The organism is Mycolicibacterium doricum, from assembly GCF_010728155.1.
GTDB classification, from domain to species: domain Bacteria; phylum Actinomycetota; class Actinomycetes; order Mycobacteriales; family Mycobacteriaceae; genus Mycobacterium; species Mycobacterium doricum.
In genome coordinates this window covers 2,536,991-2,554,216 of sequence record NZ_AP022605.1, presented here as the reverse complement: position 1 = coordinate 2,554,216, position 17,226 = coordinate 2,536,991, and the positions used below count along the sequence as shown (strand labels likewise).

Sequence of the window (17,226 nt, the reverse complement as noted above, 5' to 3'; positions counted from 1 at the left end):
GCGTGACAGCGCCCCGACGTGTCGACGCCGACTTCCTCGCCCTGCCACGACAACATCTGGCCGACGCGGCGTTGTCGGCTGCGCTGGCGGCCGGGGCCACCTACGCCGACCTGAGGATCCAGGCGATCACCAGCGAGCTGGTGCAGTTGCGTGACGGTGAGTTCGAGACCGCCGTCATCGACCGCGAGATCGGGCTGGCGGTGCGGGTGATCGTCGACGGCACATGGGGTTTCGCTTCACACGCCGAACTCGACCCGGTCGTCGCCGCAGATACCGCGCGCCGCGCGGTGCAGGTCGCGGCCGCGCTGGCCGGGCTCAACGCCGAACGCATCGAACTGGCACCAGAACCGGTCTACAGCGACGTCACCTGGGTGTCGGACTACCGCGTGGATCCGTTCACCGTGCCCGCCGCGGAGAAGATCGCCGTGCTGGGTGATTACTCCGGCAGGCTGCTCGCCGGCCGGGACTGCGGGGTGGAGGTCGACCACGTGTCGGCCGGTCTGCACACCGCCAAGGAGCAGACCTTTTACGCCGACACGTTCGGAACGTCGATCACCCAGCAGCGGGTCCGGGTGCTGCCGACGTTGGAGGCAGTCGCCGTCGACACCTCCGCAGGCACCTTCGAGACCATGCGCACCCTCGCCCCGCCGGCCGCGCGCGGTTGGGAGGTCGTCGCCGGTGACGACGTGTGGAACTGGACCGACGAACTGGCTCAGCTGCCCGCGCTGCTGGCGGAGAAGACTAAGGCACCCAGCGTGGTCGCCGGTCCGACCGACCTGGTGATCGACCCATCCAACCTGTGGCTGACCATTCACGAGTCCGTCGGCCATGCCACCGAATACGACCGGGCGATTGGCTACGAGGCCGCCTACGCCGGCACGTCGTTCGCGACCCCCGACAAACTCGGGACCATGCGATACGGCTCACCGGTGATGAACGTGACCGCCGACCGCACCGTCGAACACGGTTTGGCATCGGTCGGTTTCGACGACGAAGGCGTTCGCGCGCAGAGCTGGGACCTGGTACGTGACGGTGTGTTCGTCGGGTACCAGCTCGACCGGGTATTCGCGGCGCGGCTGGGAGTGGCGCGGTCCAACGGGTGCTCCTACGCCGACTCGCCGCACCATGTCCCGATCCAGCGAATGGCCAACGTGTCGCTGCAGCCGGCTCTCGAGGATGTCGGCACCGACGACCTGATCGCCCGTGTCGACGACGGGCTCTACATCGTCGGCGACAAGAGCTGGTCGATCGACATGCAGCGCTACAACTTCCAGTTCACCGGCCAGCGGTTCTTCCGGATCGTCGACGGCCGGCTCACCGGCCAGGTGCGTGACGTGGCGTATCAGGCGACGACGACGGCGTTCTGGGGTGCCCTCGAGGCGGTCGGTGGACCGTCGACATGGCGGCTCGGCGGGGCGTTCAACTGCGGTAAGGCACAGCCCGGGCAGGTCGCGGCGGTGAGTCACGGCAGCCCGTCGGCGCTGTTCCGTGGGATCAACGTGCTCAACACACGCGCGGAGGCTGGCCGATGAGCGCAGCGAAGAGGCCGATTGGCGTGCGCAGGTGATCGGCCCTCAGCAAGTCGTCGACGCCGTGCTGGCCGAAGCCGCCCACCGCGGCCGGGCTGACGAGACGATCGTGCTGGTCACCGACCGTACGGATGCGTCGTTGCGATGGGCGGGAAACTCGATGACCACGAACGGAGAGTCCGTCAGCCGCAGCACCACGGTGATCTCCATTGTTCGGCGGGGCAACAGCGCGCACGTCGGATCGGTGCGCTCCAGTGAGGTGGAACCGGCCGCGATCGGCGCACTGGTCGCGGCGTCACAGGACGCTGCCACCGCCGCACCCGAGGCCCGCGACAGTGCGCTGCCGCTGCCGCCGACCGATACACCGGGCGACTGGGAGTTGCCGGTGCCGACGACGGGCGCGGACGTGTTCGCCGGGGTGGCGGGAACGCTGGCGCTGGGGTTCCGCGGCGAGGACCACCTGTACGGATTCGCCCGCCATGTGCTGGAGACGACGTTCGTCGCGACGTCGACCGGTCTGCGCCGGCGGTACACGCAGCCCACGGGATCGGTGGAGATCAACGCCAAGCGCGGCGGCGCAAGCGCCTGGGCCGGGATCAGCACACCGGACTTCGTGAACGTGCCAATGGATTCGATGCTTGAAGACCTGGCGATGCGGTTGGGCTGGGCCGAGCGCACGGTCGAGCTGCCCGCGGGACGCTACGAGACCATCATGCCGCCGTCGACCGTGGCCGACATGATGATCTATCTGACCTGGACTATGGACGGCCGCGGGGCGCAGGAGGGCCGCACCGCGCTGTCCGCGCCGGGTGGGACGCGGGTGGGGGAGCAGTTGACCGACCTGCCGCTGACGCTGTACTCGGATCCGGCCGCGCCGGGGTTGGCATGCCGTCCTTTCGTCGCGGCGGCCACGTCCTCGGAGCGGATATCGGTGTTCGACAACGGGATGGACATCGAACGGGTGGACTGGCTGCGCGACGGCGCGGTGAACGCCCTGGCCTACCCTCGGGCGGCGGCCGCGGAGTTCCAGGCACCGGTCGCGGTGCCGGCCGAAAACCTGCTGATGACCGGCGGTACTGCGGAGTTGGCCGACATGGTCGCCACTACCGAACACGGACTGCTGCTCACGACGCTGTGGTACATCCGTGAGGTCGATCCGACGGTGCTGCTGCTGACCGGGCTGACCCGCGACGGCGTCTATCTCATCGAGGACGGCGAGGTGTCGGCGGCGGTCAACAACTTCCGGTTCAACGAGAGCCCGCTCGACCTGCTGCGGCGCGCCACCGAAGCCGGGGTGAGCGAGGTGACGCTGCCGCGAGAGTGGGGTGACTGGGCCACCCGTGCGGCGATGCCGACGTTGCGGATTCCCGACTTCCACATGTCGTCGGTCAGCCAGGCGCAATAATTCCCAGGTGGCCACAGACATGACGGTGTTCGCCGGGGCGCCGTGACGGTCGCCGCAGCACGGCAGTTCGAGGCGTACGGCGCCTCCTACTGGGGTGCGATCGTCGTATTCGTGGTGGGTGCGGTGGTCCTGGTGTGGCTTGGGCGCACGCAGACCGAAGAGCAGTCGCGGCGGTTCGGGCGGATCGTCGGGGCGCTGACGGCAGTGATCTACGCGGCCGTGCTGGTCTACTCGATGTTCCCGCCGACGATCGAGCGGTCGGTGCCCCTGCGATTGACCGACCTGGCGACGGTGGCCGCGGCGTGTGCGCTGTGGAGCGGGCGGCACTGGGCGTTCGCGCTGACCTACTACTGGGGTCTGGTGCTCAGCGCGCAGGCGCTGATCTCGCCGGTGCTGGTCGGACCCGACTTCCCGCATTACACCTTTCTGGCGTTCTGGGCGATCCACCTGGCGGTCGTCTGGGCGGCGATCTATCTGACGTGGGGCAGGGGAGTGCGGCCGGAGTGGCGCAGCCTGCGCCTGGTGGTGATCGTGACCGCGGTGTGGGCGGCGGTCACGTTCGTGTTCAACCGGATCGCCGGCACCAATTACGGGTTCCTCAACGGCAAACCGGTGACGGCCAGCCTTTTGGATGTGCTGGGGCCGTGGCCGGTGTACATCCTGTCGGCGACAGCGCTGATCGTCGCGGTGTGGGTGCTGATGACGTTGCCGTGGGTGGGGTCGAGGGGCGGCCGGCCGCATGCGACGATGGTGCCGCGTTGGTCGCGCCGGGGGCGGTAGCTCAGTCGGTTAGAGCCGTGGACTCATAATCCATTGGTCGCGGGTTCGAGCCCCGCCCGCCCCACTTCAGATGGTTCCCGTCGACGAACTCGCCGAACGGATCAGCGAGCTGCCCGCCGACGTCGAGATCGTCGTTCACTGCCGCGGCGAATACTGCCCGTCGCCTACGACGCGGTGCGGCTAGTCGCCGACCGCGGCCGCCGCGCCGCCATCCGACTCAACGGTTCAGCGTTGGTCGGCCTGTAGCGCCAGGCGGTGCGACTGTTCGCTTCCCACCGATCCCGGGTCTGTGCGTGGGGCGCGTCGCCCATGCTTCTGTGCGGTGTCAGTGTGCGGTGCCCGTGTTGTTTTGGTGGGCCACCAGCTGGCTTCGCGGAGGAGTGTGGCGATGGCGGGCACGGTGAGGGTACGCACGAGGAAGGTGTCGAGCAGTAGTCCGAACCCGATGATGAGGCCGGCTTGGATCATGATGGCGACTGAACCGACCATGAGGCCGAACATGCTCGCGGCGAAGATCAGACCCGCTGAGGTGATGACGGCGCCGGTGCTTGCGACGGTACGTAGGACACCGACGCGAATGTTGGCCCCGGATTCTTCGCGGAGCCGTGAGACGAGCAGCATGTTGTAGTCGGCGCCGACGGCGACGAGAATGATGAACGCCAGCAGGGGTACCGGCCAGGCGATTTCTTGGCCCAGTCCCCACTGGAAGACCACAACGCCGATGCCCAGTGAGGCGAGGTAGTTGAGCACGACAGTGCCCAATAGGTAGAGCGGTGCCAGCAGCGCGCGCAGCAGTAGGACGAGGATGATGCCGACGATCATTATGGTGGCGATGGCCAATTGTGCGAAGTCGGCCCACAGAAGTCGTTGGATATCGGCGTTCACGGCGGGGAAGCCGGCGACGGACATGGTGGCGTCGGCTAGTGAAGTGTTTGGTCGTGCTGAGTTGGCGGTGTCGGTGATGCGGCCGGCCAGGTTCATGGCTTCAACGCTGTAAGGGTCGTGGCTGCTTTCGATCATGAACCGTGCTGTCTTGCCGTCCGGTGAGAGAAACTGTTTGGCGACGTCGGTGAATTGTCGGTTCTCGAATGTGTTTGCGGGCAGATAGAAACCGCTCGAGGAGTCGGAGTCCGCCGCTGCGCGTGAGGAGTTTTGTAGTTGGGTGGCGATCTGGCTCATGCCGGACAGCATGTCAATGTTGCTGTCGGCAAGGGTGCGGACGCCGGTGGCGAGTGCTTGAGCGCCGGAGGCAAGCTGGCCGATCCCGTCCTGCAGCCGGCGGAGATTGGCTTCCATGTCGGCGGGGTTCCCGAGGGCTCCGAAAGCCTTGTCCAGAGAGGCGACCGCGTTTTGGACGTCGGCGAGGGTGCCCGCGACGGTGGAGTTGGTGGCGGGATCGTAGCGGTCCCCGAGGTCGGCGATCTGATTGAAGAATCCGCTGTCGCGCAGGGTGACCAAGACCCGTACCTGGTCGCGGATTTGAGCGCATTGCGGGATGGTGGCACACCATGGTGCGGCGTTGAGGGCACCGACGAGCGGGTCCAGCTGGGTGATCGCGTTTTGGGCTTGGTTGGCCAGCGGCCGTAATCCTGGGCCTGATTGGATGGCCTGGTCGACGGCGGGGGCAGTGGCGGACAGCTGTTGCAGCAGCGGTCGAAACTGGTTCACCTGACTCCCCGCGGATTGGGCTTCCGTGAGGATTCCGGCCAGTGGCGTGAGGGCGGTGCGCACGGTGCTGTGGAGCTGGGCGAGGCCGTCGGCGAGCTGATCGGCGCCGTTGGTGAGTTTGGCGATGTCGTCCTTGCGGGAGTTGCCCTCGGCGACCGCGCCGGCCATTTTGTCGCCGATCTGGCCGTTCTGCCAGGCCAGTTCTGCTTGGTCGAGGCGTTCCCCGGCGGGGCGGGTGACTCCGGAAACTTTGGTGACGCCCGGGATCTGGGACACGCGGGAAGCCAACTCGTCAAGATCGGCTAGTCCCTTTCCGGTTCGCATGTCGGTGGGATTTTCGACCACGAGGAATTCGGTGATGACGACGTCTTTGCGGAAGTGCCGGTCCAGCAGTTGGTAGCCCTGGTTGCTCGCGGTGGTGGCCGGTTGCCCCTTGCGGTCGTCGTAACTGATTTTGATCGTTGCGGCGGCTGCCGACAGGGCGAGCAGGATGACCAGGCTGACGATCAGCAATGGCACGGGGCGGCGGACCACCGCAACCGCGACGCTGTTCCAATAGCGGCGGGTGCGATCTGGTTTCGGTTCACCGATACCGCGTTTGGCGGCTACCGACAGTACAGGTGGCAGCAGGGTGACGGTGGCGAGAAATCCGAAGAGAACGGCGACGGCACACGCGGGGCCCAGGGCGCCGAATACGCTGAGCCGCGCGAATACCATGGCCATGAACGCGAGCGCGACGGTGGCGGCGGAGGCGAGAATGACCCGCCCGATGCTGGCGGTGGCGTGGACAACGGCCAGATCGGCAGGTACTTGAGCGCGGCGCTGTTCGTGGTACCGGCTGATCAGAAACACTGTGTAGTCGGTTCCGGCGCCGAGCAGGATCGCGGTCATGAATGCGACGGTGAACTGCGACACCGGCATGCCCATCTCACCGAGTGCCGAGAGGACGCCGCGCCCGACCGCTAGGCTGAGCCCGATCACCAGCAGCGGCAACAGCGCGGTGAACACCGACCGGTACACGATCAGCAGGATCAGAGCGATCACGCCCGCGGTAGCGATCGAGATCAGCAGTAAGTCGTGTTCGGCGGAGGCGATCATGTCGCTGAACGTCGCCGGCGGCCCCGTCACTTGCACAGTCGTGGTGGAGCCGGCGAACACCTCCGCGGCGATATCGCGCACCGTCTTCACGGATTCGGCGGCTGTGGGGTCCCCCAGGGTGCCGGCGACACCGACGGGCAGATACCAGGCTTTGCGGTCGGCGCTGACGGCCTGAGCTTCAGTAACCGGATCGGCCAGTAGATCCTGCACCAGCAGCACGTGGTCGCCCTCGGCCTGCAACCGGCTCACGAGTTCGCCGTAGTGCTGCCGCGCAGTCGGAGTCAGACCATGCGGATCTTCCATGGCGACGAACAGCAGGGTTTTCGAGCCTTCTTCGTCGAAAGCGACGCTCATGCGGTCTACCGTCTGCAATGACGGCACATCTCGGGGAACGAGCTCCACCGACTGTTGTCGCACCACGGTTTCCAACTGCGGAAACAGCAGCGCGAGGACCACCGCCGCGCCTAGCCATACCCCGATGACCAGCGCTTTGTGTCGGAGGGTGAACCTGCCGAGCGCTGCCAGCCGCGCGCTGTACTCACGAGTGTCCGCCGGGTGGGGCGATCTGTTGGCGCGCGTGTCTGGGCCCGTGGCATGGCTTGGGGAATCTGCAGTGCCGTCTGTCACCGAACCTCCACTGGTGGCGATGGTAGCGATACTGTCGGTATCGCTACGCTACCGGGCGTAGTGCATTGGTGACGGCCTGGAGTCGGCCCGCCGCACATATGCAGCGGGCGATCGACACGTTGTCTACCGCCTCGTCATGGGCATGGTTGGCGATGTAGCCGAGTTGCTCGCGGCTCAGCCGAATGTTGAGGGTGTGCAACAGCAAGAGCCTCATCGGAGGCCCGAAATCCGAGCGTTCTGTTGGTCGATCATCATCGCCGAAATCAATTGGTGGCATAAGCCACCATTTTGGCGCATGCCGTCAGATTGATACGGCCTACCGCGGTTTGTCAAGATGGACCTACCGCGGTTTGTCAAGATGGACAGGTGCGGGCGAGGGCTAAGAGATGGGGAGGGCGTACCGGTGCCGAACGCCGGGCGGAGCGCCGCCAGCGGTTGATCGATGCCGCGACCGAAATCTGGAGCGAAAGCGGGTGGGCGGCAGTGACGATGAGAGGAGTGTGCGCCAAAACCGGCCTGAACGACCGTTACTTCTATGCAGACTTCGAGACCCGCGACGAGTTACTGGTTGCCGCATGGGACGGGGTGCGCAACGAGATGCTCGGTGAGGTTTCCGCGACCCTCGCAGAACGCATCGACCAGCCGCCGATGGAGACCATTCGCGTGACCATCGCATCGGTGGTCCACCGAATCGCAGAAGATCCGGGCAGGGCGAAGATCTTGCTGGCCCAACATGTGGGCAGTTCCCCGCTTCAGCATCGGCGCGCTGTCGCACTGCAGGAGGCCACCAACCTTGTGGTCGCGGCCGGTAAGCCACAGCTCAGACCGGATGTCGATGAAGCGGCCCTTCGGATGGACACCTTGGTTGCGGTCGGTGGCTTCGTCGAGTTGATCACCGCCTGGCATGCAGGTTTCCTCGACGTCATCCAAGAGGAAATCGTCGAACACGCCAGTCGGCTTGCCGAAACCCTGGCCGAACGCTACCTGGTGGACGACGCCGGCCTTCGATGATGGACCGGAGCATTACCGTGCTGCTCCGGGCTCAGAGCCCCGCGTCGCCTGAGTTCTGTAGCAGCACGTAGCTGGCGAGGCTGCCGAGGAAGCCTGCGCAATGCTGAACGAGTTCATCGGTTGTGAACTCCAGTTCTCCGTCGAGCCAGCGGCGAAATACTTCGAACAACCCTCCCACACCCAAGGTGGAGGCCAGATGGGCGACGCTCACTGCAGAGTCGGCAATGGCGAGATGAAGTCTGGCCTCACGCAACACGAGGTCGGTGAAACCGGCCATCAGTTCACTGCGTAGCTCCCGGAGCAGCGGCTCGGTTGCAGATTCTACGAACAAGATCCGAGCCAACCGAGCGTCGTTGTCGATCATACTGACCAACGCGCGGATCGGCGCGTACGCCAGCACCGCGGGTGGGGCACCGGCATCGGGGATAGCTCGCACTATCACGTCCTGGAAGGCCGCGTAGAGCTGCCGGTAGACCGCCCGTAGGAGCGCATCGCGATCGGAGAAGTGCTGATAGAAGTAGCGGGAGGTGACACCCGACTCGGCGCAAACGGCTGTCACAGTGGCGGCGGACACGCCACGGGTGCCGATCAACTCGACAGCGGCATCGATGAGACGGCTGCGCCGGTGCTGGTGACGCGCCTCGGCGGACATCCCGCTGTACACCCGCGCCGATCGCACAACCCAAGCTTGCCATTTAATTTTGACAAGCGGTAGAGTCAGATCATCAACTTACCCACGACGACGGGAGTAACAAGTGAGCAGTGAGTTGCCCGCACGACCTACCACGCGAGTCGTGCCGAAGCCTCGACGTGTCCGCTTCGAGATGCCTACTGGGACCAAACGACAGCACTTCGTCGACGGCGACTTGGTGATGAGCCACTTTGTCTCCACCTTGTCGGCCACGTTCCCCGAAGGCGAGGATTTCTTCATCCGGTCGGTCCGCCACTTCCGGGACCAGATCAGCGACCCTGACCTGAAGGCGGCGGTCAAGGGATTCATTGCGCAGGAGGCCACCCACCGGCATCAGCATAGCCTGCTCAACCAGCGGCTCCAGGAGATGGGCTATCCGACCGAGGGGATCGATCGGCACATCGCGAAGTTGCTCAACCGACTTGAGCCTCGATTCTCTCCAGAGATGAACCTTGCTGTGACGGCCGCCCTTGAGCACTACACGGCGACGTTCGCCGAGATCATTCTCACCAGCGAAGAAGCTCAGGCACTGATCGGCGACACCGAGGTGCGGCCGATTCTGCTCTGGCACGCAGTGGAAGAATCCGAGCACAAGGCCGTCGCTTTCGATGTATTCCAGGCGATCGGTGGAAGCGAACGCACCAGAGTGAGGGGAATGCGATTCGCCACAGTCCTCTTGTTCTTGGAGTTGGTCCTCCAGACCACCCGCTCTATGGCAGGCGACCGTGCCGCGTATAACCCGGTGCGGTTGGTGCGAAGCCTTCGAGCCTTCCGGCATAACCCGCTGTTCAGCCCGGCAGCAATTCAGCGCTTCCGTTCCTACACCCGTCCCGGATTCCATCCCGACGACTGGGATAGCGCGGAAATCCTCGACCGTTGGACCAAGGAACTCTTCGACGCCGACGGCGCCCAACGAGTGGAAAGTAACGTCTAGATCGGCCACGCGCCTGTTGCGTTCTAGGCTGGATCAAGTGCTAGGCCGGATCAAGTGCTAGGCCGGATCAAGCGGTGACCATACCCAAAGACCCGGTGTCGAAACGACGCCTCACCGGGTCTTTGGGTACCGCTGCGTCCAGGTCGGCCCCTGTGGGTGGCCGGCGTTGAAGCGGCCGGGGGCTTGATCGCGGGCGGGGCGTGGGCGGTGCATCGGGGGCCGCCAGGGTTTTCGCATTTGTAGTTGTCGCATTTATTTGTAGTTGTCGCATTTGGAAGTAATTGTGAGGGCGACCGCCCCGTCCGCTCGCCTTCTTGTCGCAGCGCGACAGTGGCCGAAAGACCGCGACAGTGGCCGAAAGACTTGGTAAGACGGGACTTGGTAAGACGGTGAGCCCGGTTTAGCCCACGGAAGGTCGTATTCCGTCAGGGGGCCATGCTTCGAGGCCATCTTCTAGCGGCACGTGCAAGGACCGCAGCAGCGCAGAGAACAACCTCCAGTTCCCGATCGCGGCGACGAGTTCGACGAGGACGGCCGGGTCCCCGTGCAATGCCCGCTGACACTGAGCCCAGGTTTCGTCCGAGATGGTGCCGTCATTCAACGTCTCGTCTGTCGCCGCCAGTACCGCCCGCTCGGCTTCGCCGAAGTGGCTGGCGTTCTGCCAGTCGCGCACCGCGAGCAGGTCGTGTTCGGGCACATCGAGCAGGCGGGCAACGCGCCAGTGTTGTGTCCATTCATAGACCGAATCTGTGACCCAGCCGATTCGCATGATGATCAGCTCCCGTAGACGCGCGTCCAGCGCGCCTTTCCACAGCAATGCCTCCAGCATTCCGTGCAATGCGACGGCCACAGGGGGCTGATGAAGGGCGATCCGGAAAACCGACAGTTCAGCCATGGCGTCGGGAATCCCGCATTGAGCGGCGCGCTCGCGGGCATCTGTCAGGGCAAGCATGTCAACCCGGCTTCGGCTGCTCACGGTGGATCCTTCCGGTTGGGCGCTAGTTGGCGCTGTCAGGCGATCGGCACAAAGACATTGTGCAGAGCGGGAACCCGGTCCGGCTCGTTGCCGGCCAAAAGGTCGAGCAGCCCGGGCAGGCCCGCGAAACCGGTGATGTCGCGGTGCAAATCATCGAAAGGCCAACGCCCCGAGACCAACAGCTCGATGGCGCTCTGGTAGGCGGGGTAGTCGACCCCCAACGAACCGAGGATGCGTAGTTCTTTGAATACGAGCAGGTCTGGCTCGAAGCCGGGCGCTCCGCCGCCGCCGCGTGTGCCGGCGACCACCACGCGTCCGCCGGGCTGCGCGAGTGCGATGGCGTCCGCGAACGCGGCTGGCGCCTTCGCGGTGACGTCGACGACGACGTCTGCGAGCCGGCCGGTCGCCTTGTGCAGGGCCTGTGCCGGGTCGTCTTCGGTGACGTCGATGGTCAGGTCCACGCCGAACTGGTGCGCTGCGGCTAGCCGAGTTCGGTCGCGAGGGCCGACTCCGGTCATCGCGACGAATGCCGCTCCGGCCTCCTTGGCGGCTACGGCAGCACAAACACCGCGGATCCCTGGTCCGAGGACCGCGACGACGTCGCCGGGAATGGTCTCGGGCAACATGGCAGCCCATTTGATCCCTGCGCCAAGCGGATTGAACAACGTCGCCACAATCGGGTCGAGTCCGTCCGGGACCGGCAACAACATGGAATCGAACGGGAGATGCAGGTGGGTTGCGTAGCCACCCCACAGGCCGGGCGGGATGTTCACATCGACGAAGCCGAACATGGTGGCGAGGCCGTTGCTCGAGCACCTGCGATATTCGCCGCGGCGGCACAACTGGCACTCCCGACACGATCGGAACACCTCGACGGCGACTCGCTGACCCACCGACACGCCCCAACGCTCGCGCGCGGCGTCACCGATTTCCTCGATGACGCCGATGATCTCGTGTCCGGGGATGAAGGCGAATCCCGCCGGCAGGTGTCCGCTGAACTGCTCGTGGTCGGTTCCGCAGAGCCCGCACGCCTCGATCCGCAGAAGACCGGACTCGTCGTCGACGCGCGGCACCGGAAGATGTCGCCGTTCAAGGGTGCGCGGCTTGGTCAGCACGAGCGCGTCGGCGTTCACGACAGTTCGAATTCGACGTGTCCGTCCGCCTGCCGCACGGCGACTTGGTGTCCGACGCACATCTCTTGTGACATTGCCACCGCCACCTCGGCATCGTCGCTGCGCGCCGCGACACGGCGGCCGTCGGTCAAGCGCGCGAAAATGGGCACCCAGGAGGGGCCTTGGTCGCGGTCGTGCACGACGGTGTAGCCGTCTATGGTCGCCTGACCGGATGCGTCGGCGGGCGAAGCGACCGTGAGGGAGGTGCCGTCGATCGCAGATTGCGCTTCGGCCATGTCCGGAGTCTGCCATCCGGTCGGCGGTGGGGTCGCCGACCACAGACCCAACGAGTGCTTGGTGATGTACCAGCCCAGTCCGGACACGAGTCCCACGGCGTCGGGTTCGCTTCTGCAGCGTCGCACCATCTCGACAATCGAATGGCTGACATAGTTGTTGCCCGGCCCTCCGTGGTAGGGCAGTCCGCCGGTCACCGTGAACCCGCGGTCATCGGCCGGGTCGAGATCCAAGGCGTCGATCGCCGCCTCGACCGCGGAAGGAAAGCAAGAGTAGAGATCAAACCATCTGATGTCGTCGATGTGAAGTCCACTGGCCGCCAATACCGCCTTGCCGGCGGCCCTTATTCCGGCGGAACGACCCAGATCAGGCCGCTGAACCGGGAAGTACACGTCGTTGCAGGTGGCCGACGACCACGGGAATACCCAACGGTCACTAGGTACTCCCAGTTCCTCGGCGACTTCGGCGGCCATGATGACGAAGGCGGCAGCCATATCCACGGCGATGATGCTGTTGAGCAGCTTCGGATACGGCTCGCACACCATTCGGTTAGCCGGGGAGACCGTGCTGAGCTCGTCGGCGCTGCGGGCACGCGGAAACCAGGCCTGCTCGGGATGTCGGGACGCCTCAACCGTGAACGGAGCCATCAAGTCACCCAGCCAGCGGCGCTGCTCGTCGAATGTGCGGCCTGATCGGGCCGCGATCGCGGATTCGAAGATCGGATACACCTCGTGCGGCCAGTGAATTCCGGCGTGCATCTCGGCGTCGCTCAGTCCTGGGCGTGTGTCACCGAGCGACTCGTCCCGTGCTGCGATGGGTTTGGGCTCCAACAGCGCGCTACCGGATGCCACTTTGCGTGCTGACGCGCCGCTTTCCGCTCCGACGATCAGAGCCGCGTCGCTGACGCCGCGCCAAATGCGGCGGCCGAGGACCTCGACCAGGTACTGGGGGGTGTTGCCGCCGACCGGACAACTGATGCGATGAGTCGGCGTGAGCCCAGTCGCTTCGGCAATCCTCGACGCGGGGTTGTCGCGTGGAATCATCAAGATTCCCGGCGTCGCCACGGTATCGATGCGGTGCCCTACCGCGGCCGACGCATCCTGCAGTGCTCGACGGGCGGCCTCGGAGGCCAGATCGATGGGATCGACGGTGCCTTCACCGCGGTGTGTGAGTTCACCGACGCCGACGACAACCGGAGTGCGTGGTGGGATCGGAGTGCGTGGTGGGATGCTCAACGGTCAGGTCAAGTTCATTGTCGAGGTCTCTTATGTGACATGACTGCGATGTTGTCACATCCGGCTTCCTTCGGACAACCACCCGTATTGGATCATCCGCCGGTCTTGGACAGAGCGAGCCGGTTTGGCCCGGCATACTTACACCGTGACGAAAAAATCGTTGCGACGGGGCGACGCGACTCCAGCACGAAGCCGCGATGTGGCCCGTGACCGCCTACTCGATGCCGCCGAAACCTGCCTGCAGGGCAAGGGGCTGGCAGGCACCACGATGGAGGACATCGCCAGGCAGGCGGGCGTCTCGCGCGCCACGGTCTATCGCTACTTCCCCAGTCGCGAATCCGTCGTTTCCGGTGTTATCGTGCGCGCCGCCGAACGTTACCTGCACCGTATCAGCGGGCGGATCCTCGCGCACACCGAGTTAGGTTCGGCGATACTGGATTTCGTCGCAGTGACGGTACGCGCCGCGCGCCGCGAACCGATAATAGGAATGCTCTTCGCCAGCGACGACGAACTCGCCGGCGTCGGGCTGGCCGAGGGAACGTCGGTGGCGTTGTTCGAACTCGTGGCCGAGTTCCTTCGTCCCGTGTTCGCCGCACACTGGGATCAACTCGAAGCCGGCGCATCGGTCGACGATGCCGCCGAATGGATACTGCGCACCATCCTCAGCTTGCTCTCGGTTCGCGGTCCCCGGCACCGCAGCCCCGAAGGCATCGACGCTTTCTTGCGCCGATTCCTGCTTCCTGCTCTGCTCGTCGACAACCAGCGTTGCGTCACTGCGACAACTGCGGAGTAGTGTCTCAGAGCATGGCATCGGTATCGGTGAACGAAACGAGGCGCTGACCATGGACTTCCCGCAGTTCAACCAACAAATTGCCGAGGAGCTCCAGCACGCGTCGGGAACCTCGGGAGGGCTCGCCAAGTACCTGGATTTCCGCCACACCGAGTTGACCGCCGGGCGGCTGGTCGTGGAAATGGATGCCCGGGCCGATTTGTTGACTCCCTTCGGCACTCTGCATGGTGGATGCCTGTCAGCGATGGTCGACCACTGCTTGGGCGTGGTGTTCTATCCGGTGATCCCTCCTGGGTCGTGGGTCGCCACAACCGAATTCAAACTGAACCTGCTGCGGCCGGTGTCGAGCGGAGTGTGCGTCGCCCTCACCGAGATCATCGCGCTGGGTAAGCGTAGCGGCGTGGCCAGGATCGACATCACCAACGCCGGGCGCGCGGTATGTGCCGCACAGGGAACAGTGACCGTCGTCGGCAAGAGCGCCTCGTGATCCGGTCGGGCAACGAGAGCGCCGCCCGAGGTGACCGTCGAGGATGCCCCGAATGACCTCTACCTTCGAGCGCATCCGTACTGAAGACGGAACCGCCCTTGCGGCCGATGTCTACCGACACGAAGCCGCCCGCGCAGTTGTCATCCTGCTGCACGGTGGTGGGCAGAACCGCCACGCCTGGGCGACCACGGCGCGCCGCTTGCACGCGCGTGGCTATACCGTCGTCGTCTATGACGCCCGCGGCCACGGCGACAGCGAGTGGGACCCCGACGGCCGATACGATTTCGACCGACTCGCGTCCGACCTGCTAGCGGTTCGCGGATATGCCAGCGACGACCGCCCGCCGGCTGTCGTCGGCGCATCCTTGGGCGGCATGACCGTGTTGGGAACCCACTTGGTGGCGTCCGCCGATCTGTGGGGTGCCGTCGTCCTGGTCGACATCACTCCGCGAATGGAGTTTCACGGAGCACGCCGCGTCGTGTCGTTCATGGCCGCCCATCCCGACGGATTCGCAACGCTGGACGACGCCGCGGACGTCATTGCCGAGTACAACCGGCATCGCACTCGTCCCAAGAACCTGGACGGACTCCGCAAAGTGTTGCAGCAGCGCGCTGACGGTCGGTGGATCTGGCGATGGGATCCGGCCTTCATCACCTCCAACTTCGAGTTCCTGCAGGGTGACCCCGCAACGGGCGCCGAAAAGTTCGGCGCCATAAGTGAGCTGCTCATCGAGGGGGCCCGCCGCGTGCGGGCGCCAACGCTTCTGATCCGCGGCGCCCACTCTGATGTGACATCGCAGCAGTCGGTCGAGGAGTTCCTCGACGTCGTACCGCACGCCGAGACGGTCGACGTTTCCGACACGGGGCATATGGTCGCGGGCGACGACAACGACGCGTTCACCTCGGCAGTCGCCGATTTTCTCGATCGCACGGTGAACAACTCGGCGGATTGAGCGTCGTTTCAGGATTCGCAGCCGGCGCGACCGGTACATCCGGTGCTGCGACGAGGAACCTGTCTTGCTGAACAGGTCAGTTGTCTTGCTGAACAGGTCAGTGTTCTTGCTGACCAGGTCAGTGTTGTTGCTGACCAGGTCAGTGTTGTGAGAGCCGGAACTCGCTCGGAGAGTGACCGGTCCATCGCTTGAAGGCATGTGAGAAGTTGGTCAGGTCGCTGTATCCGAGCTCTGTGGCAATCTGGCTCGCCGACATCGATCCGGTGAGTAGCAGCATCACGGCGCTCTCACGCAAACACGACTGGCGCAACGCGCGAAACGTGGTCCCTTCGTCCGAGAGCCGCCGCTTGAGTGTGCTGGTGGATACCGAGAGTTCGTCTGCGACCCACTGGCTACTTCGCTGTCCGGGATCCTTCTCCAACAGCTGTCTCACCTTCTCCGAAAAGGACGTGGCTCCACTTCGCTGGTCGAGAGCCTGCTTCAGCTCTGCGACGGCGAGTCGATACGCGAGGGGATCGGAGAATCGGCACACCTCGTCGAGCGTCTCGGCGGGAAAGTGAAGGTGCGACACCGGAGCGTCAAAGAACAGGCGCCCGGCCAGCATCAGGTTTTGGTCGATATCGTTCACCGCGACGGGCGCCGGCCAACTCAGATGGAGGGTGACGGTCGGCGCGTCACCGACGAGCATGTGAAGCAGTCGCAACAACGCCGACCCGGTGTACGTGACTGCCAGACAGTCCAGCGCCGGATCGCTCGTGTGTCCGGAGAGCCCGACGGTGAGGCCATGGTCATTCGAATGGAAATGTGCAGTGATGGCTGTCGTGATCAACGGCAGATAGGTGAGCAGCTCCGCGATCTCGGCCACCGAGTTTGCGCTGACCAACGGAACACTCAACGGGCCGAAGGACGTCAACTGCGCCTGTCGGGCGAACGCGAAGCCGAGAACGGTTGCCTGGTCGACGTCGAGGTCGGGATATACCTCGCGAAACCATCGTAGCGGGGCTTGGGCGTCGCGCCGGATCAGCGTCGCCTCGTCGGTTCCTTCGCGAGCCATGATGGCACGGAGTCGCGCGACGGCGTCTGGGTCGAGTGCCTGGCTCTCGAGCATTTGCACGAACGCGAGTGGGGGCACGCCTGCGTCATTGAGGTTCACCGACCACGGCCCTTTGAGCTGAATTCACAAGTTTCTGATCCCGGCGAATATAGCCGAAGCGCTCATCTTCGGCAAAACTGTTAACAAGTATTCACACCAAGGACGTATTCACACCGAGGACAACGTAAGAGGAGTTGGTTATGGCCGTTGTCACCTTCGTCTCCCACGAGGGCGAAAAGCACGAGGTACCTCTCGAGGAGGGTAAGTCGCTGATGCAGATCGCGACCAACAATGGGGTGCCCGGCATCGACGGCGACTGCGGAGGAGAAGCCGCGTGCGGCACCTGCCATGTGATCGTCGACCCGCAGTGGTCCGATCAGGTCGGCCGCTCCGGACCCACTGAAGAAGAGATGCTCGAGATGAGCCCCGAGCGTCAGCCGACCTCCCGGCTGTCCTGCCAGATGGCCGTTTCCGAGGCATGGGATGGCTTGATCGTCCACACACCAGAGTTTCAGATGTGACAACGAGAGGACACGTAGACGTG

16 protein-coding genes and 1 tRNA gene are annotated in these 17,226 nt (G+C 64.8%); 10 read left to right on the top strand and 7 right to left on the bottom strand.

Features of this window, described 5'->3' with window-relative positions:
- Positions 1-2 precede the first annotated feature (2 nt).
- The 4 genes from G6N07_RS12495 (at position 3) to G6N07_RS12480 (ending at position 3,778) form a co-directional block, all read left to right on the top strand.
- Positions 3-1,532, top strand: a complete 1,530-nt coding sequence (locus tag G6N07_RS12495; protein WP_085189977.1) for a TldD/PmbA family protein — start codon at positions 3-5, stop codon at positions 1,530-1,532.
- Positions 1,533-1,563: 31 nt separating this feature from the next.
- Positions 1,564-2,934, top strand: a complete 1,371-nt coding sequence (locus tag G6N07_RS12490; protein ID WP_085189936.1) for a TldD/PmbA family protein — start codon at positions 1,564-1,566, stop codon at positions 2,932-2,934.
- A gap of 42 nt (positions 2,935-2,976) precedes the next feature.
- Positions 2,977-3,714, top strand: a complete 738-nt coding sequence (locus tag G6N07_RS12485) for a YwaF family protein (RefSeq protein ID WP_085189938.1) — start codon at positions 2,977-2,979, stop codon at positions 3,712-3,714.
- Positions 3,705-3,778: transfer RNA gene (locus G6N07_RS12480), tRNA-Ile, on the top strand. Before G6N07_RS12485 ends, G6N07_RS12480 begins: the two co-directional genes overlap by 10 nt.
- Positions 3,779-3,939: 161 nt before the next feature.
- Here G6N07_RS12480 and G6N07_RS12475 read toward each other — a convergent pair.
- Positions 3,940-7,107 carry an MMPL/RND family transporter gene (locus G6N07_RS12475; protein WP_085189940.1) on the bottom strand — a complete coding sequence of 1,056 codons (3,168 nt, stop codon included), beginning with the start codon at positions 7,105-7,107 and terminating at the stop codon, positions 3,940-3,942.
- A 43-nt stretch (positions 7,108-7,150) separates the two neighbouring features.
- Positions 7,151-7,321: a long-chain fatty acid--CoA ligase gene (locus G6N07_RS12470; protein WP_163784189.1), complete on the bottom strand. Its 171-nt coding sequence runs from the start codon at positions 7,319-7,321 to the stop codon at positions 7,151-7,153.
- Between the two features lie 152 nt (positions 7,322-7,473).
- Here G6N07_RS12470 and G6N07_RS12465 point away from each other — a divergent pair, with 152 nt between their 5' ends.
- Entirely contained in the window at positions 7,474-8,118 is a 645-nt protein-coding gene (locus G6N07_RS12465) for a TetR/AcrR family transcriptional regulator (protein WP_099050186.1), read from the top strand.
- A 31-nt stretch (positions 8,119-8,149) separates the two neighbouring features.
- Here the strand turns inward: G6N07_RS12465 and G6N07_RS12460 are convergent, their stop codons facing one another.
- A complete protein-coding gene (locus G6N07_RS12460; protein WP_085189944.1) occupies positions 8,150-8,770 on the bottom strand; it encodes a TetR/AcrR family transcriptional regulator in 621 nt (206 codons plus the stop codon).
- A gap of 103 nt (positions 8,771-8,873) precedes the next feature.
- On the opposite strand from G6N07_RS12460, the gene G6N07_RS12455 reads away from it, so the two are divergent.
- A complete protein-coding gene (locus tag G6N07_RS12455) occupies positions 8,874-9,743 on the top strand; it encodes a metal-dependent hydrolase (protein WP_085189946.1) in 870 nt (289 codons plus the stop codon).
- A 400-nt stretch (positions 9,744-10,143) separates the two neighbouring features.
- Here the strand turns inward: G6N07_RS12455 and G6N07_RS12450 are convergent, their stop codons facing one another.
- The 3 genes from G6N07_RS12450 to G6N07_RS12440 are packed head-to-tail and all read right to left on the bottom strand — an operon-like array spanning position 10,144 to position 13,354.
- Positions 10,144-10,719 (bottom strand): carboxymuconolactone decarboxylase family protein, encoded by a 576-nt coding sequence (locus tag G6N07_RS12450; RefSeq protein ID WP_085189948.1) that lies wholly within the window; start codon positions 10,717-10,719, stop codon positions 10,144-10,146.
- 35 nt (positions 10,720-10,754) lie between these two features.
- A complete protein-coding gene (locus tag G6N07_RS12445) occupies positions 10,755-11,852 on the bottom strand; it encodes a zinc-dependent alcohol dehydrogenase (RefSeq protein WP_085189950.1) in 1,098 nt (365 codons plus the stop codon).
- Positions 11,849-13,354, bottom strand: coding sequence for an acetyl-CoA acetyltransferase (locus tag G6N07_RS12440; RefSeq protein WP_085189979.1), 1,506 nt, complete (start codon positions 13,352-13,354; stop codon positions 11,849-11,851). Before G6N07_RS12440 ends, G6N07_RS12445 begins: the two co-directional genes overlap by 4 nt.
- A 151-nt stretch (positions 13,355-13,505) precedes the next feature.
- Between G6N07_RS12440 and G6N07_RS12435 the strand changes: the two genes are divergently transcribed.
- The 3 genes from G6N07_RS12435 to G6N07_RS12425 are packed head-to-tail and all read left to right on the top strand — an operon-like array spanning position 13,506 to position 15,589.
- Complete coding sequence (locus tag G6N07_RS12435; protein WP_085189951.1) at positions 13,506-14,153, top strand: TetR/AcrR family transcriptional regulator; 648 nt, start codon at positions 13,506-13,508, stop codon at positions 14,151-14,153.
- A 49-nt stretch (positions 14,154-14,202) separates the two neighbouring features.
- On the top strand, positions 14,203-14,637 hold the full coding sequence (locus tag G6N07_RS12430; RefSeq protein ID WP_085189953.1) for a PaaI family thioesterase: 435 nt from the start codon (positions 14,203-14,205) through the stop codon (positions 14,635-14,637).
- 52 nt (positions 14,638-14,689) lie between these two features.
- Positions 14,690-15,589, top strand: coding sequence for an alpha/beta fold hydrolase (locus tag G6N07_RS12425; RefSeq protein WP_085189955.1), 900 nt, complete (start codon positions 14,690-14,692; stop codon positions 15,587-15,589).
- Between the two features lie 139 nt (positions 15,590-15,728).
- Here the strand turns inward: G6N07_RS12425 and G6N07_RS12420 are convergent, their stop codons facing one another.
- Positions 15,729-16,742: a helix-turn-helix domain-containing protein gene (locus G6N07_RS12420; protein WP_179959987.1), complete on the bottom strand. Its 1,014-nt coding sequence runs from the start codon at positions 16,740-16,742 to the stop codon at positions 15,729-15,731.
- A 140-nt stretch (positions 16,743-16,882) separates the two neighbouring features.
- Here G6N07_RS12420 and G6N07_RS12415 point away from each other — a divergent pair, with 140 nt between their 5' ends.
- Positions 16,883-17,203 carry a 2Fe-2S iron-sulfur cluster-binding protein gene (locus tag G6N07_RS12415; protein WP_085189957.1) on the top strand — a complete coding sequence of 107 codons (321 nt, stop codon included), beginning with the start codon at positions 16,883-16,885 and terminating at the stop codon, positions 17,201-17,203.
- The last annotated feature ends 23 nt before the right edge of the window (positions 17,204-17,226 follow it).